Source organism: Klebsiella sp. K-Nf6 (assembly GCF_002806655.1).
In the GTDB taxonomy this organism is placed as follows: domain Bacteria; phylum Pseudomonadota; class Gammaproteobacteria; order Enterobacterales; family Enterobacteriaceae; genus Klebsiella; species Klebsiella variicola.
In genome coordinates this window covers 94,080-115,985 of sequence record NZ_PIBN01000012.1, presented here as the reverse complement: position 1 = coordinate 115,985, position 21,906 = coordinate 94,080, and the positions used below count along the sequence as shown (strand labels likewise).

The 21,906-nt window shown below is 57.7% G+C and carries 25 protein-coding genes; 12 read left to right on the top strand and 13 right to left on the bottom strand.

Annotated elements, in window-relative coordinates; genetic code table 11:
- Positions 1 to 2: 2 nt before the first annotated feature.
- Both CWM61_RS19410 and cydB read left to right on the top strand, forming a co-directional pair.
- A complete protein-coding gene (locus tag CWM61_RS19410; RefSeq protein WP_012542145.1) occupies positions 3 to 1,409 on the top strand; it encodes a cytochrome ubiquinol oxidase subunit I in 1,407 nt (468 codons plus the stop codon).
- Positions 1,406 to 2,416, top strand: coding sequence for a cytochrome d ubiquinol oxidase subunit II (gene cydB, locus CWM61_RS19405; protein WP_100631738.1), 1,011 nt, complete (start codon positions 1,406 to 1,408; stop codon positions 2,414 to 2,416). The genes CWM61_RS19410 and cydB overlap by 4 nt, the downstream gene beginning before the upstream one ends.
- On the opposite strand, the gene CWM61_RS19400 is transcribed toward cydB, so the two are convergent.
- Genes CWM61_RS19400 through CWM61_RS19390 form a run of 3 tightly spaced genes read right to left on the bottom strand, consistent with a single transcriptional unit; the run spans position 2,410 to position 5,583 of the window.
- Positions 2,410 to 3,330, bottom strand: a complete 921-nt coding sequence (locus tag CWM61_RS19400; RefSeq protein ID WP_100631737.1) for an HlyD family secretion protein — start codon at positions 3,328 to 3,330, stop codon at positions 2,410 to 2,412. The two genes, cydB and CWM61_RS19400, sit on opposite strands and share 7 nt — an antisense overlap.
- Positions 3,327 to 3,539: a DUF1656 domain-containing protein gene (locus CWM61_RS19395; protein ID WP_100631736.1), complete on the bottom strand. Its 213-nt coding sequence runs from the start codon at positions 3,537 to 3,539 to the stop codon at positions 3,327 to 3,329. Before CWM61_RS19395 ends, CWM61_RS19400 begins: the two co-directional genes overlap by 4 nt.
- The gene (locus CWM61_RS19390) at positions 3,532 to 5,583 is read right to left on the bottom strand and encodes an FUSC family protein (protein ID WP_100631735.1); all 2,052 of its coding nucleotides are present in this window, start codon (positions 5,581 to 5,583) and stop codon (positions 3,532 to 3,534) included. The genes CWM61_RS19395 and CWM61_RS19390 overlap by 8 nt, the downstream gene beginning before the upstream one ends.
- A 77-nt stretch (positions 5,584 to 5,660) precedes the next feature.
- Here CWM61_RS19390 and CWM61_RS19385 point away from each other — a divergent pair, with 77 nt between their 5' ends.
- Positions 5,661 to 6,455: an AraC family transcriptional regulator gene (locus CWM61_RS19385; protein ID WP_074386292.1), complete on the top strand. Its 795-nt coding sequence runs from the start codon at positions 5,661 to 5,663 to the stop codon at positions 6,453 to 6,455.
- A gap of 59 nt (positions 6,456 to 6,514) precedes the next feature.
- On the opposite strand, the gene CWM61_RS19380 is transcribed toward CWM61_RS19385, so the two are convergent.
- The gene (locus CWM61_RS19380; RefSeq protein WP_032754041.1) at positions 6,515 to 6,712 is read right to left on the bottom strand and encodes a hypothetical protein; all 198 of its coding nucleotides are present in this window, start codon (positions 6,710 to 6,712) and stop codon (positions 6,515 to 6,517) included.
- Positions 6,713 to 7,285: 573 nt separating this feature from the next.
- On the opposite strand from CWM61_RS19380, the gene CWM61_RS19375 reads away from it, so the two are divergent.
- Positions 7,286 to 7,918 (top strand): DNA-binding protein, encoded by a 633-nt coding sequence (locus CWM61_RS19375; protein ID WP_074386271.1) that lies wholly within the window; start codon positions 7,286 to 7,288, stop codon positions 7,916 to 7,918.
- Here the strand turns inward: CWM61_RS19375 and CWM61_RS28835 are convergent.
- A complete protein-coding gene (locus CWM61_RS28835; RefSeq protein ID WP_133122269.1) occupies positions 7,897 to 8,085 on the bottom strand; it encodes a hypothetical protein in 189 nt (62 codons plus the stop codon). The genes CWM61_RS19375 and CWM61_RS28835 overlap by 22 nt on opposite strands.
- A gap of 466 nt (positions 8,086 to 8,551) precedes the next feature.
- Here CWM61_RS28835 and CWM61_RS19370 point away from each other — a divergent pair, with 466 nt between their 5' ends.
- The gene (locus tag CWM61_RS19370; RefSeq protein ID WP_061155017.1) at positions 8,552 to 9,238 is read left to right on the top strand and encodes an EAL domain-containing protein; all 687 of its coding nucleotides are present in this window, start codon (positions 8,552 to 8,554) and stop codon (positions 9,236 to 9,238) included.
- Between the two features lie 129 nt (positions 9,239 to 9,367).
- Entirely contained in the window at positions 9,368 to 9,778 is a 411-nt protein-coding gene (locus tag CWM61_RS19365) for a Spy/CpxP family protein refolding chaperone (protein ID WP_100631734.1), read from the top strand.
- A 75-nt stretch (positions 9,779 to 9,853) separates the two neighbouring features.
- Here CWM61_RS19365 and CWM61_RS19360 read toward each other — a convergent pair whose 3' ends face one another.
- Complete coding sequence (locus CWM61_RS19360; protein ID WP_016160696.1) at positions 9,854 to 11,356, bottom strand: UbiD family decarboxylase; 1,503 nt, start codon at positions 11,354 to 11,356, stop codon at positions 9,854 to 9,856.
- 120 nt (positions 11,357 to 11,476) lie between these two features.
- Here CWM61_RS19360 and CWM61_RS19355 point away from each other — a divergent pair, with 120 nt between their 5' ends.
- Entirely contained in the window at positions 11,477 to 12,367 is an 891-nt protein-coding gene (locus CWM61_RS19355; RefSeq protein WP_074386268.1) for a LysR substrate-binding domain-containing protein, read from the top strand.
- 6 nt (positions 12,368 to 12,373) lie between these two features.
- Here the strand turns inward: CWM61_RS19355 and CWM61_RS19350 are convergent, their stop codons facing one another.
- Together CWM61_RS19350 and CWM61_RS19345 are read right to left on the bottom strand one after the other, a co-directional pair.
- On the bottom strand, positions 12,374 to 14,158 hold the full coding sequence (locus CWM61_RS19350; RefSeq protein ID WP_074386267.1) for a sensor domain-containing diguanylate cyclase: 1,785 nt from the start codon (positions 14,156 to 14,158) through the stop codon (positions 12,374 to 12,376).
- 72 nt (positions 14,159 to 14,230) lie between these two features.
- Positions 14,231 to 15,439: an HD domain-containing phosphohydrolase gene (locus CWM61_RS19345; RefSeq protein WP_100631733.1), complete on the bottom strand. Its 1,209-nt coding sequence runs from the start codon at positions 15,437 to 15,439 to the stop codon at positions 14,231 to 14,233.
- A 309-nt stretch (positions 15,440 to 15,748) separates the two neighbouring features.
- Between CWM61_RS19345 and fraE the strand changes: the two genes are divergently transcribed.
- The 4 genes from fraE to CWM61_RS19325 all read left to right on the top strand — a co-directional run bounded on the left by fraE (position 15,749) and on the right by CWM61_RS19325 (position 19,485).
- Positions 15,749 to 16,792, top strand: a complete 1,044-nt coding sequence (fraE, locus tag CWM61_RS19340; protein WP_012542131.1) for a fructose-asparagine asparaginase — start codon at positions 15,749 to 15,751, stop codon at positions 16,790 to 16,792.
- Positions 16,793 to 17,448: 656 nt separating this feature from the next.
- The gene (lpxP, locus tag CWM61_RS19335) at positions 17,449 to 18,363 is read left to right on the top strand and encodes a kdo(2)-lipid IV(A) palmitoleoyltransferase (protein WP_061155012.1); all 915 of its coding nucleotides are present in this window, start codon (positions 17,449 to 17,451) and stop codon (positions 18,361 to 18,363) included.
- Positions 18,364 to 18,452: 89 nt separating this feature from the next.
- Positions 18,453 to 19,091 (top strand): leucine efflux protein LeuE, encoded by a 639-nt coding sequence (gene leuE, locus CWM61_RS19330; protein ID WP_061155011.1) that lies wholly within the window; start codon positions 18,453 to 18,455, stop codon positions 19,089 to 19,091.
- Between the two features lie 130 nt (positions 19,092 to 19,221).
- Positions 19,222 to 19,485, top strand: coding sequence for a DUF2534 family protein (locus CWM61_RS19325; RefSeq protein ID WP_004203731.1), 264 nt, complete (start codon positions 19,222 to 19,224; stop codon positions 19,483 to 19,485).
- Between the two features lie 59 nt (positions 19,486 to 19,544).
- Here the strand turns inward: CWM61_RS19325 and CWM61_RS19320 are convergent, their stop codons facing one another.
- The 4 genes from CWM61_RS19320 to CWM61_RS19305 all read right to left on the bottom strand — a co-directional run bounded on the left by CWM61_RS19320 (position 19,545) and on the right by CWM61_RS19305 (position 21,036).
- The gene (locus CWM61_RS19320; protein WP_012542130.1) at positions 19,545 to 19,670 is read right to left on the bottom strand and encodes a hypothetical protein; all 126 of its coding nucleotides are present in this window, start codon (positions 19,668 to 19,670) and stop codon (positions 19,545 to 19,547) included.
- A 119-nt stretch (positions 19,671 to 19,789) separates the two neighbouring features.
- Positions 19,790 to 19,864 carry a protein YoaJ gene (gene yoaJ / locus CWM61_RS30190; RefSeq protein ID WP_004892898.1) on the bottom strand — a complete coding sequence of 25 codons (75 nt, stop codon included), beginning with the start codon at positions 19,862 to 19,864 and terminating at the stop codon, positions 19,790 to 19,792.
- Positions 19,864 to 19,965: a YoaK family small membrane protein gene (locus CWM61_RS19310; RefSeq protein WP_004150782.1), complete on the bottom strand. Its 102-nt coding sequence runs from the start codon at positions 19,963 to 19,965 to the stop codon at positions 19,864 to 19,866. Before CWM61_RS19310 ends, yoaJ begins: the two co-directional genes overlap by 1 nt.
- A gap of 57 nt (positions 19,966 to 20,022) precedes the next feature.
- Positions 20,023 to 21,036 carry a sensor domain-containing diguanylate cyclase gene (locus CWM61_RS19305; RefSeq protein ID WP_049138445.1) on the bottom strand — a complete coding sequence of 338 codons (1,014 nt, stop codon included), beginning with the start codon at positions 21,034 to 21,036 and terminating at the stop codon, positions 20,023 to 20,025.
- Positions 21,037 to 21,337: 301 nt separating this feature from the next.
- Here CWM61_RS19305 and CWM61_RS19300 point away from each other — a divergent pair, with 301 nt between their 5' ends.
- Positions 21,338 to 21,577: a DUF333 domain-containing protein gene (locus tag CWM61_RS19300; protein WP_074386263.1), complete on the top strand. Its 240-nt coding sequence runs from the start codon at positions 21,338 to 21,340 to the stop codon at positions 21,575 to 21,577.
- Here the strand turns inward: CWM61_RS19300 and CWM61_RS19295 are convergent.
- On the bottom strand, positions 21,567 to 21,905 hold the full coding sequence (locus CWM61_RS19295) for a DUF488 domain-containing protein (protein WP_165785011.1): 339 nt from the start codon (positions 21,903 to 21,905) through the stop codon (positions 21,567 to 21,569). The genes CWM61_RS19300 and CWM61_RS19295 overlap by 11 nt on opposite strands.
- Position 21,906 lies beyond the last annotated feature (1 nt).

Sequence of the window (21,906 nt, the reverse complement as noted above, 5' to 3'; positions counted from 1 at the left end):
TTATGTTTGAATTTGACGCGTTTCATCTGGCCCGACTGCAATTTGCCTTTACCGTTTCCTTCCATATCCTGTTTCCGGCTATCACTATCGGCCTTGCCAGCTACCTGGTGGTGCTTGAGGGGATGTGGCTGCGAACCCGGGATAATGTCTGGCGTTCACTCTACAATTTCTGGCTGAAAATTTTTGCCGTCAATTTTGGGATGGGCGTGGTTTCCGGATTAGTCATGTCCTATCAGTTCGGCACCAACTGGAGCGGATTCTCCCAGTTTGCCGGCAGCATTACCGGCCCGCTGCTGCTGTACGAAGTGCTGACCGCCTTTTTCCTCGAAGCGGGATTCCTCGGGGTGATGCTGTTTGGCTGGAATAAAGTGCCGCCGGCGCTGCATTTTTTTACCACCTGCATGGTGGCGCTTGGCACCCTGGTCTCCACTTTCTGGATCCTCGCCTCCAACAGCTGGATGCAGACGCCGCAGGGTTTTACCATCGAAAATGGCCATCTCATTCCGCAAGACTGGCTGGCGATTATCTTTAACCCCTCGTTCCCGTATCGTTTGTTTCATATGGCGATAGCCGCGTTTCTCAGCAGCGCCATGTTCGTCGGGGCCTCTGCCGCGTGGCATCTTCTGCGTGGCAACGACTCGCCGGCCATCCGCAAAATGCTGTCGATGGCGATGTGGATGGCGCTGCTGGTGGCGCCAATCCAGGCGGTGGTGGGGGATATGCATGGTCTTAACACCCTTGAGCATCAGCCAGCGAAGATCGCCGCCATTGAGGGGCACTGGGAAAACCGACCCGGCGAGGCCACGCCGCTGCTGCTGTTTGGTCTGCCGGATATGGAACAGGAGCGCACCCGCTATGGTCTCGAGATCCCCGCTCTCGGCAGCCTGATCCTCACCCACAGTCTGCATAAGCAGGTGCCGGCCCTGAAAGACTTCCCGAAAGAGGACCGACCCTATTCGCCCGCCGTTTTCTGGTCGTTTCGCATCATGGTTGGGATGGGCGTGTTGATGATCGCCCTAGGGATCTGCAGCGCCTGGCTGCGCTATCGGCGGCGGCTGTATCACTCGCGTCCCTTTCAGTGGTTTGCGCTCTGCATGGGGCCTGCTGGCCTTATTGCCCTGGTCGCCGGGTGGGTGACCACCGAGATGGGCCGCCAGCCGTGGGTGATTTACGGCTTGCTGCGCACCCGGGATGCGGTGTCGTTGCACAGCACGCTGCAGATGGCCATCAGCCTGCTGGTGTTTATCGTGGTCTACTGCGCGGTATTTGGGGTGGGGTATTACTACATTTTCCGGCTGATTAAAAAAGGGCCGCAACCGGTGACGGAGCTGACCTCGCAAACCGCCGGCACCCCGGCGCGTCCGCTCTCGGCGGCAGAGCCGGTGCGGGATGAGGAGAACGCATCATGAGCATCGATATCTCGGTGATTTGGTTTGTCATCATCGTCTTCGCCACGCTGATGTATATCGTGATGGATGGTTTCGATTTAGGTATTGGGATGCTGTTCAGCGTGGTGCATGATGGCGAAGAGCGCGACGTGATGGTCAACAGCGTGGCGCCCGTCTGGGATGGAAATGAAACCTGGCTGGTACTCGGCGGGGCTGGGCTGTTCGGCGCCTTTCCGCTGGCCTATGCGGTGATCACCGATGCGCTGGTCATCCCGCTGACGGCGATGCTCATCGGCCTGATTTTTCGCGGCGTGGCGTTTGAATTTCGTTTTAAAGCGGTTCCCTCGCATCGCACCTTCTGGGACTCTGCCTTCGCCGGCGGCTCGCTGCTGGCGACCTTCAGCCAGGGGATTGTCGTCGGCGCGTTTATCAATGGCTTTGCGGTGGCTGACCGCCGCTTCGCCGGTTCGACGCTGGACTGGCTTACCCCCTTTAACCTGTTCTGCGGTCTGGGGCTGGTGGTGGCCTATCTGCTGCTCGGCACCACGTGGCTGATCATGAAAAGCGAAGGCGCGCTGCAGCAGCGGATGCGCGAGCTGACCCGCAAAGTGCTGCTGGCGCTGATGGTGGTGATCGCGGTGGTCAGCGTCTGGACGCCGTTGGGCTGGCGCTACGTGGCGGAGCGCTGGTTCATGCTGCCCAATTTCTTCTGGTTCGTGCCGGTACCGATTCTGGTGTTGGCGCTGAGCCTGTGGATCTGGCGCCTGAGCGCGCGTCCCGCCAGCCACGCTCGTCCCTTTATCCTGACGCTGGGCCTGATTTTCCTCGGCTTCAGCGGGTTGGGGATCAGCGTCTGGCCGAACATTATTCCACCGAATATCTCCCTGTGGGATGCCGCCGCGCCGCCCTCCAGCCAGGTATTTATGCTGCCGGGGGCGCTGCTCATTATCCCGGTGATCCTGATGTATACCGCCTGGAGCTATTACGTCTTTCGCGGCAAAGTCTCCGGCAGCGAGGGCTATCACTGAGCCTGACTCGCGCCGGCAGGTGAGGATTTGCCGGCGCGTCGCGCCAACCGCGTGGGAATGACCGAGACAGTCGCGGACAAACCGGCGACCCGTTCCACCCCCTCGGGCAGGGTATCGATATGGATGCGCACTGGCACACGCTGCGCCAGCCGCACCCAGCTGAAGGTCGGCTCGACCTGCGGCAGGCCCAGGGCGCCGGTCTCATCATTGGTATCGCCGATCCCGTGTCCGATACTCTCCACATGGCCGGTAATGACCGGATCATACCCCATCAGCGTGATGTGTGCGGTATCGCCAACGTGGATGTGGCGCAGGCGGGTCTCTTCAAAATATCCCACCACCCAGAAACTCTGGCCATCGATAATGGCCACTTTCGTCACCCCGGCAGTGGCATAGTCGCCCGGGCGTAGCCGCAGATGGGTGACGTACCCGGCCACCGGCGTCCGCACGGTGGCATGCGCTAAATTCAGTTGCGCCAGCGCCAGTGCCGCCAGCGCGCCCTGGTAGTTAGCGGCCGCGACGCTGGCCGCGCTGGTGGTCTGTTTCAGATCTTCGCTGGAGATGACGCCCTGGATCTGCGCCCGTCGTCTGGCGGCATCCTGGCGCATCGCCATCTCCTGGCGTCGGGCTTCCACCTCCGCCTGGGCGCTACTGACCGCCAGCTTCAGCCAGCGCGGATCGATGGAATAGAGCACATCTCCCCGATTGACCCACTGGTTGTCTTTCACCGCCACGCTGGCCACCGGCCCCGAGACATCGGGGGCGATCTGCACCACGTCGGCCCGCATCCGACCATCGCGGGTCCAGGGCGTTTGCGCCTCCTGTTTCCAGAGAATGAAAGCCAGTAGCGCGGCGGCGGCAACGGCGCCTAAGGTCAGGGCGTAGCGGCCCAGAAGAGTGAGATAAACTGTCATACGGCAAACCCCAGCGTGTTAACCTCCTGCAGGAGCAGGAAAAAGAGTGCGATATAGAGGGAAAACCCCCACAGCGGGCGGCAGGGCAAGCGGCCCAGTCCCCGGGTGGAGAAAATAAGCGGTTGCAACAGCAGCGTCGCGAGCAGGGCGATAAGGCCGACAACCAGCAGGCCGGGGAAAAATACCCCGCCCATCGCGAGATCACGCATGGCTTTGGCTCTCCTCAGGCCGGTGTAAGGCGCAATACAGGGAAATGAGCGCTTCCGCGCGCTCATGTGAGGCGGCATCAGCCGGTAAACCGTGGGCCAACAGCGCGTCAACAGGCTGCGCGAGGGCCCCTATATCAGGCTCCTGCTTAAGGGCGTCAAGCAGCGTCTGCACAGCGGTAGCCGCTTCTCGATCCATCGGCTGATAGCTACGGCGCAGGTGGATCACCGCCAGGCCGGTACGAATATCGTGCAGCATCTTGTCCAGCAGTTGACCTGCGGCCGGCCCGCTCTGCGGTAGCCGCGGCAGCAGTAAAGCGGTCCGGTCGATCATCAGATTGGTCCAGTGGTGGGCATTGTGCGCCAGTCGGCCCCGCGCGGCGCGGCGGATATCGCGACGGCACAGCGTCAGCAGACGATGGACAGCGGCATCGGCCTGCACGGTTTGCAGCAGGCGCATACCAAACGCGGCATAGCCGATGGCGACAAACAGCGCGATAGAGGTATTCATCGCCGTCGCGAAATCCCCCTGGTAGCTGGGGCCCAGTTCGCACATTATCGGCAGCGTCAGGGTGATGCCCATCGCCATAAAGGTGGTGGGCGGTCGCGCCTGCAGCGAACCGGCCAGCAGATAGACCGGGGCGAGCATCGCCGCCAGCAGGGCAAATTCGCTCACCTGCGGCAGCAGGGCGAAACTATACAGCAGGCTGAACAGCACGCCCCACACGCAGCCGATCAGGTATTTCACCAGATGCGCCGCCGGTGCATCGAAGCTGGCGAACAGGCTACAGCAGACCCCGAGGATCGAGACCGCGGTGCCGCCATCGGGCCAGGCAGAGCCTATCCAGATAAGGCAGCCGCTGAGGATGATGACGAAGGCACCGAAGGCGGTCCGCAGGGCGCTGAGCGGATCGCGATGGAAAACATAGCCCTTTGCCGAGCGGGCGTCAGGGGGAAGGGCTGGCGAGCGCCGGTGATAAATCGCCTTCGCCAGCCGTTCGATCTGCTGCAGGAGACGGATGGCTTCCGCCAGGTGGCGCACCAGGCTAACGCGCAGCGCCTCGTTCAGCGTCTGCGCAGGGGCGTACCGGTTGATGAGCGGCTCGCAGCGGGAGAGTAGCTCGTCGGCGGAGAGCGCCGTTCTGTTGGCTTCCTGGCCTCTCAGCCAGCTCTCTGCTTCCGCCAGCAGCATCTGCAGGTCAGCTGGCCGCTTTCCGGCTCTCTGTAAACGGTCGTGCAATTCGCCATTAACGATCAACAGTCGTGCCAGCCGGTCGTGGATCGATTTTCTGGCCTGGCGGTGGGGAACCGAGAGGTCGTCATCCCAGGGAAGATGGTGGTTGATGCCCTGCAGAAACTGCAGGCTCAGTGCCAGCCGCAGCGTTTCCGCCGCCACCGGCTTACCGGCCAGCGTATCGGCGATCCGCTGCCGGGCGGTTGCCAGCGTCTGTGCCAGCGTGCTGTTAAACCGCCCGGCGATGCGCACCGGCAGCACGAAGCGGTGAATCAATCCGGCGCACAAGATACCGATGGCGATCTCTTCCACCCGAGTGACCGCGAGGTCAAAGATCGTCCCGGGCGCGGAGACGGCGGGAAAGCCAATCAGGCTCGCGGTGTAACCCGCCAGCAAAAAAGCGTATCCGCGCGGCGTGCGCTCAAGCAGCGACAGACACAGGCAACCCGCGATCCACAGGGCCAGCATGGCGCTACACAGGATCGGCTGGTTAACGAAGGTGGGCACGATGAAGACGGTGGCCGCCGCGCCGACGAGGGTCCCGACCAGGCGATAGACGCTGCGGCTTAGCGATGCGCCCACCGAGGTCTGCGACACAATATAGACAGTGATGATGGCCCACGAAGGCCTTTGCAGACCGATGGATAGCGCAAGATAGTACGCCAGCATCGCCGCGGCGAAACTCTTTGCGGAAAAGAGTACCGCCTGGGCATCACTGCGCAGGACGGCTGAAGTCGATTGCGGCATGAAAGGGCGCGCGACGGCGCCTGCGGCACGCAGCCAGGAGGCCTGGCGAAAGCGGTTAATGTTCATGCCGCGGATTATTGCTGGCTTGCGCTTGCGGCGAAATACTCTATTCTGTCAAAAAATACCTGAATCTGGCCAATCGTATGCCATCACCTTTTGCCAATACGCTATACGATCCGGACGCCGCGTCCTGTCCGGCCGTCGCCTGTCATCTTGATTTTGTCGAGTATGAAGCGGAAGTGCCGGTGCATACCCATCGCAAAGGGCAGTTGATTATTGTGCTGTATGGTGCGGTGAGCTGTCGGGCGGAAAATAACCTGTGGATTGTGCCGCCTCGCTGCGCGGTATGGATCCCGGGCGGTATTCCGCACAGTGTGTCCGCCACCTGGAACGCGCGCCTCAATTATCTGTTTATTGAACCCGGCGCTGCCGCGCTGCCTGGCAGCTGCTGCACCCTGGCGCTCTCTCCCCTGATCCACGAGCTGGTGGAGCGACTCACTCGTGAGGGGGCGGATTATGTGGCGGATAGCCATGCCGGGAGACTCACCCGGGTGACCCTTGACGAACTGGCGACCATGCCGGCGCAGCGCCTGAATCTGCCCGTCTCAGCACATCCCAAAATTCGTGCGATGGCCGACCGGCTGGTCAGCCATCCTGACGATCGCAGTACCCTGTCGGTGTGGGCGAAGCGTCTGGCGCTGAGTGAGCGCTCGCTGGCACGGGTGATGCTGCGGGAGACCGGCCTCTCCTTCGGGCGCTGGCGCCAGCAACTGCATTTGATTATTGCCCTGCAGGAGCTGGCCAGCGGCGTTTCGGTACAAAACGTGGCGACTAAGCTGGGGTATGAATCGGTAAATGCCTTTATTACCATGTTCAAAAAAACGATGGGGGCGACACCGGCGCACTATTTTGCCGAACGTCAGACCGCGGCTCGTTAAGAAAACCTTGTCGGGCCGCGGCGGCTGGCGTGACGCCCAACAAGGTGGCAGGGGGGCGCTTACGCTTTCGGCGGCTTGATCTTAATAATAAATCGCTCGTTGACCCGGGTGATCTTCGCGCCAATATCGCCAAACTCGGTGGCGATTTTAAAAAAATCGTCCGCGTCGACATCAAAATCGAGTTCGATTTTCGGGTGTTGTCCTGTCGCCAGTAATTCATAGAAATGGTCAAGACTGCGGGCTTTTTCGCTGGGCATCTTATTTCTCCATGGTAAACCAATCAGCAGGGCGTTTATTGTTTAAAGCGTTTTCCGGATTATTCAGCAGGATGACAGTGGCGCCTGATATAAGATGATGCAATGTCATTAAGGATACGGTGGGGCGATATTATTCCATGTTGTTAAACCTGTGGCCGCGCGTTTCTCCTGGATGCCATGAGGCGCGGGGCAACCCTGCGGCGCGGGTTGATGATAGACATTTTATGATGACAAATTGATGACAGTGAAATGAACGTACAATAGCGCCGGGGTTTCTTTTCACTAAATAATGTTATTCGGTGGCTGTTAAGGCAGAACTTAACTACTTTATGGTGATAGGGCGTCATTTGGCGATGGCTAACAGTGAGGGAGCAACGATGCAATTACTTGATTTATTCGCAGGTTTATTGTGGTTAAGCAGCGTTATTTTCCTGCTGTATGTCCTTGATGTGGTCATCACCCGTTATCTGTATCGTAAATAACCGGGAAGGGGATGCGCGAGGGCGCTCGGCATAGGGTACTGCGCCAGAGGATGTTATTATGACGCCGGACTGATTCAGAAAGGAATGCGCGGTGGCCGGGAGAATTGATTACGATATTGAAAAATACCAGTTTACCGAAGCCGGTGAGTCGCCACGGCTCAGAGCGCAGTGGCGTGAGGTCTATCTGGAGTGTCGTCAGCTGCAGGCTGGGGCTGAGGAGCGTCTGCGCATTGCGCTATTGAACGTCGACTATGTCACCAGCTTCGAACTGCCTTTTCGCCTGCTGCTGGTGCGCGCGCCACAGCTGATCGCGGATTTGCGCGAGGCGCTGCAGCTCAACCGTAAAGCCGCCGTTTTCAACGGCAAACGTTACGGTTGTGTCTACAGTCTGAAGCAGGATTTACAGGCGATTCCGGAGACCTTCCAGTACCACCTGTCAAACCGTATCCGTCGCGTCGATCCGCAGGGACCGACGGCGGCCCCGTACCAGCAGATTGCCCGCGAGATAAAGCCGGCCCGGGAGCGACTTCGCCATGCGCTACTTGCCGGCTTGCCGGTTACCGCGCTTGATGCGCTATTCTGGTTCGGCAGTCAGCGGGTGGCGGCGGACATTGCGCAATTGCGCCGGTCCGGCATGGGAATTGTCACCGAAGAGGTGGAAGTCAGCGACAATCTGTTCAATAGCCTCCGACGGGTACCGGTTTATCGTCTGACCAGCGAATGATGCGGTGAGCCTTCGCCCAGCCGTTGCTTTTGCAGGCAGCTCACCATTGCCCCGTCAAACCAAACGCACTGCATTCTGCCGGTGTGCCGCGGCGCAGGTCCCAGCCACGCGCTGGCGATGAGCATGAATAGCATCAGCCCCAGCGGAATCACGTTTATTTTTTTCACTGCCTGTCATCCACTTCACTCTTCCTCGTTGCAGGGTAGCGGGAAAGTATGACGTTTTGTCGACGGGATCACATTTTTTTATTGAGGATTCATGACATGCCAGGCGAAGAGGCGCCGCAGAGACCGGCGTTATTCATATTCGGCATAATGATATGACTAAAATTGGCGGCTTGTATTTTTCATTTTTATTACACCTCACTTTTTTACCTGGCGGGACAACGCGTGAAGTGACCATGCTTTACGCAGATTGCTCTGGTAACTGGCTGGTTTGAAACGATATTTTAATTGACATTTAAGAGGGTGTTACAGCAGTGGCTAATTTATATTAATTCAATTTACCGATCAATAAATTATATCTTGATAGCTTTTAACTATCGAATGATTATTATCGATCACTTTAAACTATTTTTGTTGGCGGAAAATATATGACATGCTTTAACCCTTTCTTATTTTTGGTATTTTTTAAATGGTTGAAGAAAACGTGAAAAATACCTCTTATCGCTTCGTTCTGGAGCCCGCTATTAGCGACGATGGCGGCTACCACTCGTGGGAATTGCTCACTAAAGATATTATAGCACCTGCACAAAATACCACCTCTGCGTCGACGTTTTCTTTCTCCACGCTCACCGAACGCGACAAGCTTGCTCTATTTATTCGGCAAATCGAGTTACTTTCCGTATTTGATTTCGCCCGGGTCGATAATAAGCCGATATCGCTGAACATTGATGATTTATTAAGCCACTTTATTCTGACGGATCGCTATCTCTGTGATTTCCTGCGCTCCTGTAAACACATTGCTCTGGAAATAAATGAGAACTTTCACGAGTTTATCGCCGGACGTGAGCTGACGGCGCTGAGCACGCTGGCGGCGCTTTGCCCGGTCTGGCTGGATGATTTTGGCCGCGGACGGACGTCCTTCCCGCTGCTCGAGCGCTTCCGCTTCGATTGCGTCAAAGTGGATAAAGATTACTTCTGGGATAAAGAAAACGACCCCGCTTTTCCCGGGCTGTTGCAGTCTATTCATACCCTGACCAGCCATGTGATCGTTGAGGGTATTGAAACCGAAAAGCAAAAACAGTTAATCAGCGCCGCCGGGGATATCATTGGACAGGGCCGTTACTGGAAGGATGAATATATCTTTCTGTGCTGCTGACTCGGGATCTGATTTCTGTTTCTTACCATCCTTTTTTTATCCAGTTTTAAATTAACCCTTTGTTACAGATAGTCTTTATTAGCGCAGTGATAATCGCCTCTCATTTTCTTTTCTGAAGGATCATTCACTGTGAATACTTGCTTGCGTAACACCCTGCTCGCCATTGCGCTGACCACCTGCTTTACGGCAGCCAGCCAGGCGTCGACCTCCGCCGACGTACCGTCTGTCTCGCAGGATCCGGTCGTCCAGCACCTGAAGCTGAGTGAAGAGCAGGTCGCCAAAATCCAGGCGCTGCGTCAGGGATTCGAAAATAATGTAAGCCAGATTAAAATCAGAGGCTATCAGGATGGTGCCCTGGCAGACGTTATTCACTCCGGAAAATGGGATGACGCTAAGGTCAAACAGCAGCTGGCCGCCTTTGGCCAGCTGGACCAGCAGGTGCGGTATTATCGTGTGAAATACTACTTCGACGTGAGCCAGGTGCTGACCCCCGAGCAGCGTGAGCAGGTGAAAAAAGACCTCTCCGCTGCGATCAACTAACCCTGCCTCAGCCACCCGCTGCAGGTGATACTGGCTCGGAAGATGCCGCCGTGCTCCGGCGGCTATCACCTGATTTTACTGACCGTGGTTTTTTTCCAGCCGGGCAAAATACTCCGGCGCAAACGGACGCGGATCGACATCGGCAAACGGTGCGCGTTCGAAGTGTGATTTTAACGCCCACGGCACCGTGCAATCGAAAATCGTCTTGCAACTGATACCCTCTCCGCGGATCGACGGGCTGTATGCCGGGGTCTGGGAAGGATCCAGCTGGTGACCACGGATGCCGGGGATCGTCGTGATGCTGACATCCCCCTGCATGCGGGTGGTCATCGCCCACAGGATATCGTCGCTGTCAAAGATATCGACATCTTCATCGACCAGAATGATATTTTTCAGCTCGGAATAGGTCGCCAGCGCTACCAGCGCGGCCTGCCCCTGACGCCCTTCGTCGGCGGGCTGGCGTTTTTTCACCTGCAGGATCCCGAGGAATTTGCCGCCGCCCGCGGTGTGGGCGTAGACATTTTGTAAAAAGCCCGGGATAGCGGCTTCAACGGCATTCCAGATACTGGCTTCCGTTGGCAGCCCGGCGAGGGTGGTATGCTCTTCGCCCGGCCCTACCAGCGTCTGCAGAATCGCATTGTTTCGCATGGTCACCGCTTTGACTTTAATGACTGGCAGCGATGGATTGGCACCGCCGCAGTAGCCAGGAAACTCCGGCATCGCGTGGCCGCTGTTGGTGTGCTGATCTTCTCTGACGCGTACGCCCGGCAGCAGTTCCCCTTCGATAACGATCTCGGCGCGAGCGATGGCTTTCTCCGGGACGCTGACGCCCTGTACCAGCTCTACCGGACGCTGACGCAGCGCGCCGGCGACGCCCAGTTCGTTATAGCCAAACGGGGTGGTCGGCGCTTCAAAGCAGGCGCCGATATAGATAGCCGGATCGAGACCCATATTGATGGTTATCGGCAGCGGTTTGCCAGCGGCCTCGGCTTTCTGACGAAACACTTCGATATGGCGGCCAGCGGCGAGAAACATCGACAGCTCATCCCGGCCCTGGACGCACAAGCGGTGGATGGTGACGTCGGTGAGCGAGGCGTCGTCGGGATCGCTGGCCAGCGCCAGGCCCAGGCAGAAGAAGGGACCGGCGTCGATCGGGGTGTTGGTGGGCGCCGGGAGCAGGGTGCGCAAATCAAAATCCGGATCGTCGGCCAGAAAGACCTGTTCCTGACAGGGGGCGCTGCTGGCCGGAACGACCACCGGCGCGACGGGTTTTTTCACCGCTTTGCCTACTTCCAGCGCCAGCTGTGAGGCTTCGCAGCCCAGCAGCAGCGCGGCCCGCTGGCGGCTGGCGTGCATGCCCACCAGGATGCGCGAGTGCGGATAGCCCTTAATATTGTTAAACATCATCGCCGGGCCGATGCGGGTGGGGCGCTTCACGGTGCCGCCTGCGCCGATGTGGCGATAGACGCCGGCCAGCTCAGCGTTAGGGTCAACCGGATGATCGGTTTCGAGGTACTGATTGTCATGCTGTTGCAGCAGCGCGATAGCGTCGCGCAGATCCTGAATCGGTGCGGTCATGATGTTCTCCTTAGCGTGTCGATGCGGATAGTATGCTTCGCAGGCTAATGGTTATCAATTGCATCATTCATGCGTTATTGATAAGATTTTTATTATCAATTTACTCCGCGGAGTTCGGCCATGTCTTTTCGAGCGTTACGCCATTTTGTGGTCGTTGCTGAAGAATTACATATGCATCGGGCGGCGGAGCGGTTACATATCGCCCAGCCCGCCCTCAGCCAGCAGATTAAACAACTCGAGCAGCGCCTGGGCGTGGTGCTCTTCTCTCGCGCTAACCGGCGCTTGACCCTTACCGCCGCGGGCGAGGCCTTCTTGCAGAAGACGCGGCTGGCGCTGGAGATGGCCGATCAGGCGGTCCTGGACGCCCAGCGCACCGCGCGAGGCGAGCAGGGGAGATTGCATCTGGGCTATGTCTCCAGTGCGATGTATGACAGCAAACTGCCGGGGCTCCTGCGCGAGCTGCGCACCGACTGGCCGGGGATTGAGCTGTCGCTGGTGCAGGGTGATGTGCAAATGCTCTACGAAGCGCTGCTGGATCTGCGTCTGGATATCGCTATCATCCGCGCGCCGCTGGCTTCACCACCGGACGCGCTGGTGGTCAGGCCATTTGTGCGGGAAAAACTGTGTCTGGCGCTCTATCAACAGCATCCGCTGGCAGGCGTGGGGGCGCTCAATCTGGCCTCGCTGCGCACTGACAACTGGATCTCGCTTGACGATCCGCAGGGCACCGGACTGGAGCAGGTGTTTATTGACGCCTGTCGCGTCGCGGGCTTTACGCCGCAGGTGGTGCAGCGAATTAACGACGTCACCTCGATGATTAGCCTGGTCTCCGCTGGGGTGGGGGTGGCGCTGGTTCCGGTCTCGGCGCGGGCCTTACGCCTTGATAACGTGGTGTATATCGATCTCCAGGACCGGCTGGCGGAGAGCGAGCTGAGCATGGTTTACCACCGCCATATCCGTTCGGCGGTGGTGCGGAAAGTTATCTCGCTGCTCAATGCCGCTGAGCCATAATCCCGTTTAGCCGGTCTTCAGGCGACCAAAGCTGACAATTCTTGAGCGGCCCAGCTCTTTCGCCCGGTACAGCGCGGCGTCCGCTGCGCGCAGCAGGCTGTCGCTTTGGGTGTGCTGCGGGTAGCTGGCGATGCCAATCGATACATCCACCTGGCCTATCTCGGTCAGACCATCGCGCAGCGTCATATTGTGCACCTGGGTGTAGATCTCGCTGGCGCACTGGTGTGCCTCGGCTTCGTCAATGCCGGGGAGCAACACTAAAAACTCCTCGCCGCCGTAGCGGAAAGCCATGCCGATATCGCGCACCGCGCGCTGCACAATGGTCGCGACGCTCTTAATCACCAGATCCCCGGCCTCATGGCCGTAGCGGTCATTGATGGCTTTGAAGTGATCGATGTCAATCATCAGGCAGCTCAGCGGGGTGTGGGTATGGACCGCCAGCGCCATCTGCGAGTGCAGCGCTTCGTCAAGATGATGGCGGTTACGCAGGCCGGTCAGCGAATCGAACAACGCTTTTTCCAGCAGGGCGCTGCGTAAACGCTGATTGGCGAGCGCCAGTCCCAGCGCTTCGGCCATCAGCTCCAGGTAAGCCCGGGAAGGGGCGTCACTGGCGGTGACGTTCTGAAAGCTCAGCAGACCGATCGCTTCGCCCTGGGCGATGAGCGGTACGCAGAGCGACTGGCCGGCGTGCGCCTCCGGCAGATGATAGCAGGTGATATCGGGCTCACCCTGCACCGGCGGATGGCTGAGTCCCCGACGTATCGCCCAGCAGTCGTCGGGAGCAAAGGGCGTCGTCTCCTCGGCGGGCGACAGCCACTGCGCCACGCAGCGCATCTGCCACGGATCGGTATCCAGAATATACAGTTTACCGGGGATCGTCGGGGCGATGTTCGGCGCGAACAGCTCCGCCACCTTAATCACATCCTCAATGGTTTCACAGCCCTGCAGACGCTGGGTCATACGCGCCAGCAGTTCACGGATCGCCCAGTCGGCGTCGCGTTGCTGTTCCAGCTGCTGGCGGGCCAGACCGTTCTCGCGAAAAATGCGGATAGCCTGAGCCATATCGCCAATCTCATCCACCTGGGTGAACTGCGGCGTCTCCACCGCATAATCCTGGGAGGCGAGACGCTGCACCACATCGCTCAGGCGCACCACCGGATACAGTACCCGGCGTTTGAGAATGAAGCCGAGGACAAACAAAAACATCAGGGCGGTCAGGCCGACCATGATTTCCGACAGGGTGCGCCAGGTCCGCGAGCGCTCGGTGGCCTGGTCAATGGCGGCGGCGGCGCGATGCTCAAGCATCAGGCGGAAGTGATCGATCTGCGTCTGCATTCGTTCCAGTTCGGTCTCATACGCTTTGCCGTACAGCACGGCGATGGCCGCTGGCGCATCGCCGCGGGCGACATGCGTCAGGGCCGCCTGCTGCTCATCCTGCAGCTCATCGGCGATCTGCAGGCCATCGTGCAGTAGCGCCAGCTCCTCGCGGCTGGCGCCGTTATCTTTCAGCCTTGCCAGCCGCTGCTCAATGCTCTTGTTGGCCTGCTGCAGCTGCTGATATTGCGTAAGCGTCTCCGGCGCAGGCTTAACCACGTACAGCCGGGCGAGGTCAGACTGCGCCCAGGCGTCGTTTTCCACCTCGTCGGAGAGGGTATCAAAGACCTGGCGCTGCTGTACCGCCTGGCGTTCGACGCGGTCGGCGCTGGAGGCCATGAGCATGGCGCTGCCGGATGCCAGCGTCAGGCCGACGGTGATCCCGTAAGCCCAGTTGGTGATGGTGGCGATTCTCACCCTGTATTTCCTTGCATGCAGATGAAGCTGTTTTAATTATAGAACTCGCCCCCCGCCTTGACGGGGCCCGCTTCAGGGGCGGTGCTCGCTGCGGGGGTGTTCGAGGGCCTGAAGAATGATGGCGTGCAGCGTTTCTGCATGGTGGCGCAAAACGAGAAAGACATCGCTATCCAGAGCGCCATTTATAACATCCGCTTCGATGATCTGTAAGGCCTCCTGCCAGGCCATCCCTTTGCGATAAGGGCGATCTTCGGTCAGCGCGGTGAAAATATCGGCGATAGAGATAATACGGTCGGCGAGGGTCAGATGATTTTTTTCGAGATGCAGAGGGTAGCCGCTGCCGTCCAGTTTTTCATGGTGATTCGACGCCCAGTTAATAATGTCGCCAAGTTCGCTATAGTCTCTGAGGATCTCGCCGGTCATATAGCTGTGCTCGCGCACCTGGTTCAGTTCGTCCTCATCCAGCTCGCCCTCTTTTTCGAGGATGGAGAGCGGGATATAGACCTTGCCAATATCATGCAGGTAGCCGGCAATCTGAATTTGCTGGCAGGTGGGCTCCGGCAGCGGCATCCAGCGGGCAAGCTGGCGGGCAATTTCCCCCACCATGATGCTATGGCTGGCGGTAAAGCTGCTGTAGGTGTCGACAATTTTGGCAATCAGCAGGCAGACATCTTTCAGACCATGAATATCCAGATACAGCGTGTTGATAGGGGCAATGATCTCCAGCAGCCGTTGAATATGGCCGGGATGAAGATGCTGCCAGAAGTTCGCATTTTCAGCGACCTCACACAGCATATCGCACAGCGGCGGATCGATCTCCCGGTGCAGGGAGACGAACTGTTCCACCACCGCCCGTGTGGGCCAGCCGGCCACGTGACTCCCGGCAGGCAGCAGCCGTTCAAAGGCATCGGCGAAATAGACAATATGCTGTTCGCGGCTACCCCGGTGGTCCGGGCTAAAATGGTGATCGCGAATGAAGGGGACAATGGGCAGAAAGGTCACTAACCCTTCCAGCATCGCCGCCCCCTGGCGCTGATGCGGATCGTGGATGTTATCGATGGCATCCAGCGAATGAATGGTGCGTTTATCTCCCAGCACGCCGATATCGTGCAGCAGCGCGGCGCAAAAAATGGTCTGTTGCCGCTCGGCAGGCAGCCCCAGCCTCTGCGCCAGCGTTAGGGCGATTAAGGCCGTTCGTTGCATATGCCGGTGCAGTTCAGGGTTAATGATCTGAATGACTCTGGTCGTCAGCATCAGCGCTGACTTCAGGGCAATACGCATTTCTGTTCTCCGTACGCGTTACCTGGCGGGCAAAAATGACCTCGCGGGTGACGGAAGTGTCGATAATCTGATCGCAATGCGTGTTGTGTTATTTGTTGCTGAACAGGTTAGTACCCAGAATGTATCAGGTTCATAGCGCCTGCCCGGTTCAGAGCTAGCCGTGCACCAGATTTGGGCGATGTTGATGCGAGAACCTTATTATTGTCTGATAGTTAACCATTTCCCCCCAAAAAAATAAATAAATTCTGGCAAGCCCTTTGCATTAAGCAAGCGTTAGTTTGATTAATGTCTATGAAGGGAGTGGCCTGTATGAATTTTAGAGCATTACTTACCATTGCGTTACTGACGATGAGCAGCCTGGCGTTTAGCGAGACGCGTCTACCGCATATCGTTATTTTAGCCACCGGCGGGACGATTGCCGGTTCGGCTGCCAGCAATACCCAGACAACGGGTTATAAGGCCGGGGCGATTGGGGTGCAGACGCTGATTAACGCCGTACCGGAAATGAGTAAAATCGCCCACGTCGAAGGCGAGCAGGTGGCGAATATCGGCAGTGAGAATATGACCAGTGACATTATTCTGGAACTCTCGAAGCGGGTGAATGCGTTATTGGCCCGGGATGATGTCGATGGCGTAGTGATCACCCACGGCACGGACACCCTCGATGAAACCCCTTATTTCCTCAATCTGACGGTCAAAAGTAATAAGCCGGTGGTCTTTACCGCGGCGATGCGTCCGGCGACGGCGATCAGCGCCGACGGGCCGATGAACCTGCTGGAAGCGGTCACGGTCGCTGCCGATCCTGATGCCCGGGGACGCGGGGTGATGGTGGTGCTGAACGACCGCATCGGCGCGGCGCGCTTCGTCACCAAAACCAATGCCACTTCGCTGGATACCTTCCGGGCGCCGGAGGAGGGCTACCTTGGCGTCGTGGTGGGCGGAAAACCCCAGTTCGAGACGCGCGTGGATAAAATTCACACCCTGCGCTCGGTGTTCGATGTCCGCCAGCTGAAGACCCTGCCGAAGGTGGTGATCATTTATGGTTACCAGGACGACCCGGAGTATATGTACGATGCGGCGATCGCCCATCATGCCGACGGTATTATCTATGCCGGAACCGGGGCGGGGTCGGTGTCGGTACGTAGCGCTGCGGGCATCAAAAAAGCGCAGCAGGCGGGTATCGTGGTGGTTCGCGCCTCCCGTACCGGCAGCGGTGTCGTGCCGCCGGATGACAGCCAGCCCGGGCTGGTGTCCGACTCCCTCAACCCAGCGAAAGCGCGTATTCTGTTGATGACCGCGCTGACGCAAACGAAAGATCCGCAGCTGATCCAGCAATATTTCCACACTTACTGATCCTCTGCGGCCAGGGCGTCGTTCACGCCTTCGCTGCGATTTGCCCCACAGTGACCCGATGTCGGGTCACTGTCCGCGCTAAATGCCGCGCTTTATGCATATAAGGCGTAAAGAAATATTTTTTTTACGGCGGGTGAGGGCGGTATTAAAGTGCAAACAACTGGCAAGACGCTTATTTTTAAAGCATCTTTAAATAAGTCTATTCTTAATTATTCCCTTAAGGCGATTTTAATATTCCTTATGCCGACGGATAAAAAATGTTTCACTCTGAAGCTGGAGCGCTTTAATTCTTTCGCGGTACAGCCGACTATCCTGGTGAGGCGGGCAGGCTGCGGGCCACGTGGCTGAGCGGGCTCAGACCCCGGCAGACAAGGCGTTCTCGCGGCGGGTTTCGGTTATTCTGATAGTAACGCTGATGATTAGCGTGAAAATGATATGCACGATGAATATATTAAGAGAGGGGTAAGATTTAAGTTTACATTTGGTAACATATGTGCCGCAATTATGTTTTTTTGTCAGCAAGTTGTTTTTTACTTGCCGGAGTGAATTTCAGCGGATTAGTATTGTCGAACTTGCTGTACGTACCGCCTAATGATGATAAATGGATTCTGTTTTCCTTAAGCGTTACCACATAATGAATGTTTACAGGAAAAATCATGGCCTGCGTATTTAATAAACAACTTTTACACCCGCGCAACTGGCTGACCTGGTTTGGGCTCGGCATCCTCTGGTTAATCGTGCAACTGCCTTATCCGCTGCTGCATTTTATTGGCACCAGCGCGGGTCGGCTCTCCCGACGCTTTCTCAAACGCCGCGAACATATCGCCCGGCGCAATATTGAGCTCTGCTTCCCGGACATGTCGCCGGCGGCGCGCGAGACCCTGATCGATCAAAACTTTATGTCGCTGGGAATGGGGCTTATCGAAACCGGCATGGCCTGGTTCTGGAGCGACGAGCGGGTCAAGAAATGGTTTGATGTCGAAGGATTCGCCAATCTTAATCATGCGCTTAGCGGCGGCAAAGGGGTGATGGTGGTCGGTGTGCACTTTATGTCGCTGGAGCTGGGCGGGCGCGCGATGGGGCTGTGCCGTCCAATGATGGCCACTTATCGTCCGCACAACAGCCCGCTGATGGAGTGGGTGCAAACCCGTGGTCGCCTGCGTTCGAACAAAGCGATGATCGATCGCAACAACCTGACCGGTCTGGTGCATGCCTTAAAATCAGGCGAAGCGGTGTGGTTTGCTCCCGACCAGGATTACGGTCCTAAGGGCAGCGTGTTTGCGCCGTTTTTCTCTGTCCCGCAGGCGGCGACCACCAACGGCACCTATGTCCTGTCCCGTTTATCGGGTGCGAAAATGCTGAGCATCAGTATGGTACGCAAGCTGGGTCGCAAGGGCTACAGTCTGCACATTAGCGAAGTGATGAATGATTATCCGGGTGAAGATAAGCAGATCGCGGCCGGCTATATCAACAAGGTCATCGAGCGCGAGATTTTGCGCGCCCCCGAGCAGTATCTGTGGGTGCACCGTCGTTTTAAAACCCGCCCGCTGGGTGAACCTTCCGTCTATTAACCTTCCCGCACAGGCTGCGCTTTCAAAATCCCGACAGTTGGGGTAACGTGAGCCGGATCATGTTTTAGTCGTGCGCGAAGGAGTGCAGAGTGTTCGCTGAGTTTGGTGTTCTGAATTATTTGACCTACCTGGTCGGGGCGGTGTTTATCATCCTCGTCCCTGGTCCTAATACGTTTTTTGTGCTGAAGACGGGCATTGCCCACGGCGTGAAGAAAGGCTATCTGGCAGCGGCGGGCGTCTTTATTGGCGACGCGGTGCTGATGTTTCTGGCCTTTGCCGGCGTGGCGACGCTGATTAAGACCACGCCGGTGCTGTTTAACGTCGTCCGCTACCTCGGGGCGATCTACCTGCTGTGGCTGGGGGGCAAAATGCTCTACGCGGTGCTGACCCAGCGCGATGGCCAGACCGATGCCAGCGCGGAGCCGGCGAGCGCGATCCTCAAGCGCTCTCTGACCCTGAGTCTGACCAATCCGAAAGCGATTCTGTTCTATGTGTCGTTTTTCGTGCAGTTTATCGATGTTAACGCCAAAGCGCCCGGCGTGGCGTTCTTTATTCTGGCGCTGACTCTCGAGGTGATTAGCTTCTGCTATATGAGCTTTTTGATCCTCTCCGGCTCGTTTGTCACCCGCTACGTCAAAACCCGTAAGAAGCTGGCAAAACTGGGCAACAGCCTGATTGGTCTGGTTTTCGTTGGGTTTGCCGCGCGCCTGGCTACCCTGCAGTCCTGATCCCCACGGGCCGGTTACCCGCTGACCGGCCCGCCGTCTCTTATTCTGCCCTGTAACAAAAACCCTTCATTTTTTATTGCATTGGTGTTACATATACAGCCGTTTATCGCTCAGCAAAAAGGAAGCCCCGATGATTCTGCAAAAACTCCTCAGCAATAAAAACTGCAAAAAATACTGTCTGTCGCTCGCGGCGGTGTTTGCTATCGCGCTGGCGGTAGTGGGGCGGGCGACCTTCGGGGGCGTGGTGAGCGAGTATAATATGCCGTACTCGGAGTGGACGACGTCCATGTTCTTCCTGCAGGGGGCGATGGTGACGGTTTACAGCATTGTCTTTACCGCGCTTTTCGCTATTCCTCTCGGCTTTATTTTCCTCGGCGATGAGCGTCAGGATTAAGCGTCAACGGGCGAACCGTGGTTCGCCCTGTCTTATCGGCCCATCAACAGCCTGAAGGATTAATCATCGTCATGATAGTGATGATGGTGGTGATGGCGATGGGCGTGGTACCCATCGTCAATAATGCATCCCGATAACAGCGTGCACAGCGCAATAATCAACGGTAACACGATCGGTTTTTTCATCCCTTACTTCTCCCGCTATTCTGCTTTCCCCGGGGCAGAGAATGCCGCGGTGGATAACGTGAGTGTAAAGGGTTAACTTGTTGATGGGATAGGATAACTCCGCAATATCGCCGCCGCGATCACCACCAGCCGAACTGGCTGCCAGCCACCGCCACGATGGCGACAACCAGCATGATAATGGTGCTTTTTTTCATTATGCCCCACCCGGCGCCGCATAGCCGCCGACGAAAAACCAGCCGAGAAAGACGACGGCGATGATAAAGATCGCCACCGGGAAAAGAATACCCAATTTCATGATAGTGTCCCTGTACCCACGAATGATGCCCAGCATGATACTGGATATCACGGTACTTTAGTCAATATGAATGAAATTCTCCTGACGGCGGGACTTCTTATCCTGGTACATCGCCTCATCGGCGGCGCGCAAGGCCGCTTCAACATCGATACTCTGCGGATCGCAGATGATCACCCCGAAACTGGCTCCCTCATAGTCGATACGCTGCTCGCCGAGGAAGTAGACACCGCACAGGGCCTGGCGCAGGATCGCGACATACGCTTGCTGCGCCGCGGGCTCCTGGGCGCTACCGACGATCAAAAACTCATCGCCGCCAAGACGACCAACGATATCCTCACGGCGCGCGACGGCGGTGAGTCGTTCGCCGACCTGCACCAGGAAGCTGTCGCCGCACGGATGACCGAACCGATCGTTAATGGCTTTAAAACCGTCGAGATCGATAAAAATCAGCGACACCTGCTGCTGCTGGGCGCGGGCGGAGGCAAAGCGTAGCGCCAGCTGCTTAAACAGCGCACGGCGATTAGGAAGCTGGGTGAGCTCATCGGTCGACGAGTGCAGCTCCAGCGCGACGTTAGCCGCCTGCAGCTGTTGCACCAGGGTGTCTTTTTCCACGTAGTGGGAAATGAGCTTCGCGAACAGGCCCATCACCTGTTCACCTTCGAGATTATAAGGTTGCTTCTGTCGGCTGGTGGCGCAGAGGGTACCGAACAGAGAGCCATCGGCCAGGCGGACGGGAATGCTTAAAAAGGTGGCGATCCCCAGCTCCTGGGCGGCGATGCAGGAGTGCCAGCGATGGGCCACGTCGTTGCTAAACGTGCACTGATCCTCAAGGGCGCGTTTGCACAGGGATTCATCCCAAGGGACGGAGAATCCTTCCGGGATCTGCATTTCGCTGCTGTTGTGGGCGAACATCACCTGCTGCCGCTGGGCGTTGATATCGATGCGGGTAAGATAGGTGGACTCCATTCGGGTCACCGCCTCCAGCATCTCCAGCAGCTGGCGCACCAGGGTTTCCAGGGACTGTTCCGCAGCGAGGGTTTGCGACACCCGGGCAAGAATAAAATCTGACATGAATAATACAGCTCCAGCACGCCAAACGTCACCCCAGCATAATGGGCTGCAAACGGACATCAGCGTCGAATAAACAGTGATATTTTTAAATTTATCACATCTGTTTGGGGAATACTTGTCCACGCGGCAGGAAAAAAAGCCCCGTCGGGGGCGACGGGGAAAAACTCATTGATTATGGAATGATCTGTTCTCTGGTCAGTTCGAGAACAGGAGCTACTCTACGGGGGAAAAGTGCAGGCAAGATGGAGAAAACGTGGAGATTCAGGCTAAAATCCCCGGGCATTCAGGAAAGGGAGAAACGATGAAAAAGTTACTGGCTATTCTGCCACTGGTATTAGCCGGCTGTACCCAGCCGCAGTCCACCGCGCCGACGAAAACCATCGGCATGGCCAATCCCGCGGCGGTGTACTGTCAGCAATCCGGCGGTACCCGGGTGCCGGTGCAAACGCCGCAGGGCGTCAGCACCCAGTGCAAACTACCCAGCGGCGAAACCCTCGACGAGTGGGCGCTGTGGCGCCGGGATCATCCGACTAAATCGTAACCGGCAGGGCCGCCAGCCAGGCGGCCAGCACCCGGGCATGATTCTGCTCGGTGTTCTTCGCAGCGTACAGCAGCGTCAACGGCTGGCGCTGCGCCAGCGCCGCCAGCCGCAGGCCCGTTTCACGATGGGCGTCGAGCTCCTGGCGATAGCGCTGACTGAAGTGGGCGAAATCGATCGCCTCGCCGTGAAAGGCTTTTCGCAGCTCAGCGGAAGGCGTTAACGCCTTACACCATTCATCACAGGCCAGCGCCTCTTTTTTCATCCCCCGCGGCCAGAGACGGTCGACCAGCACCCGGTAGCCGTCGCTGCTTTCCTGCGGGTCATACACC

Coding starts and splice junctions, on each gene's coding strand:
- CWM61_RS19410 (WP_012542145.1), top strand. CDS start 3: ATGTTTGAATTTGACGCGTTTCATCTGGCCCGACTGCAATTTGCCTTT.
- cydB (WP_100631738.1), top strand. CDS start 1,406: ATGAGCATCGATATCTCGGTGATTTGGTTTGTCATCATCGTCTTCGCC.
- CWM61_RS19400 (WP_100631737.1), bottom strand. CDS start 3,330: ATGACAGTTTATCTCACTCTTCTGGGCCGCTACGCCCTGACCTTAGGC.
- CWM61_RS19395 (WP_100631736.1), bottom strand. CDS start 3,539: ATGCGTGATCTCGCGATGGGCGGGGTATTTTTCCCCGGCCTGCTGGTT.
- CWM61_RS19390 (WP_100631735.1), bottom strand. CDS start 5,583: ATGAACATTAACCGCTTTCGCCAGGCCTCCTGGCTGCGTGCCGCAGGC.
- CWM61_RS19385 (WP_074386292.1), top strand. CDS start 5,661: ATGCCATCACCTTTTGCCAATACGCTATACGATCCGGACGCCGCGTCC.
- CWM61_RS19380 (WP_032754041.1), bottom strand. CDS start 6,712: ATGCCCAGCGAAAAAGCCCGCAGTCTTGACCATTTCTATGAATTACTG.
- CWM61_RS19370 (WP_061155017.1), top strand. CDS start 8,552: ATGGTTGAAGAAAACGTGAAAAATACCTCTTATCGCTTCGTTCTGGAG.
- CWM61_RS19360 (WP_016160696.1), bottom strand. CDS start 11,356: ATGACCGCACCGATTCAGGATCTGCGCGACGCTATCGCGCTGCTGCAA.
- CWM61_RS19355 (WP_074386268.1), top strand. CDS start 11,477: ATGTCTTTTCGAGCGTTACGCCATTTTGTGGTCGTTGCTGAAGAATTA.
- CWM61_RS19345 (WP_100631733.1), bottom strand. CDS start 15,439: ATGCGTATTGCCCTGAAGTCAGCGCTGATGCTGACGACCAGAGTCATT.
- fraE (WP_012542131.1), top strand. CDS start 15,749: ATGAATTTTAGAGCATTACTTACCATTGCGTTACTGACGATGAGCAGC.
- lpxP (WP_061155012.1), top strand. CDS start 17,449: ATGGCCTGCGTATTTAATAAACAACTTTTACACCCGCGCAACTGGCTG.
- CWM61_RS19325 (WP_004203731.1), top strand. CDS start 19,222: ATGATTCTGCAAAAACTCCTCAGCAATAAAAACTGCAAAAAATACTGT.
- CWM61_RS19320 (WP_012542130.1), bottom strand. CDS start 19,670: ATGAAAAAACCGATCGTGTTACCGTTGATTATTGCGCTGTGCACGCTG.
- CWM61_RS19310 (WP_004150782.1), bottom strand. CDS start 19,965: ATGAAATTGGGTATTCTTTTCCCGGTGGCGATCTTTATCATCGCCGTC.
- CWM61_RS19305 (WP_049138445.1), bottom strand. CDS start 21,036: ATGTCAGATTTTATTCTTGCCCGGGTGTCGCAAACCCTCGCTGCGGAA.
- CWM61_RS19300 (WP_074386263.1), top strand. CDS start 21,338: ATGAAAAAGTTACTGGCTATTCTGCCACTGGTATTAGCCGGCTGTACC.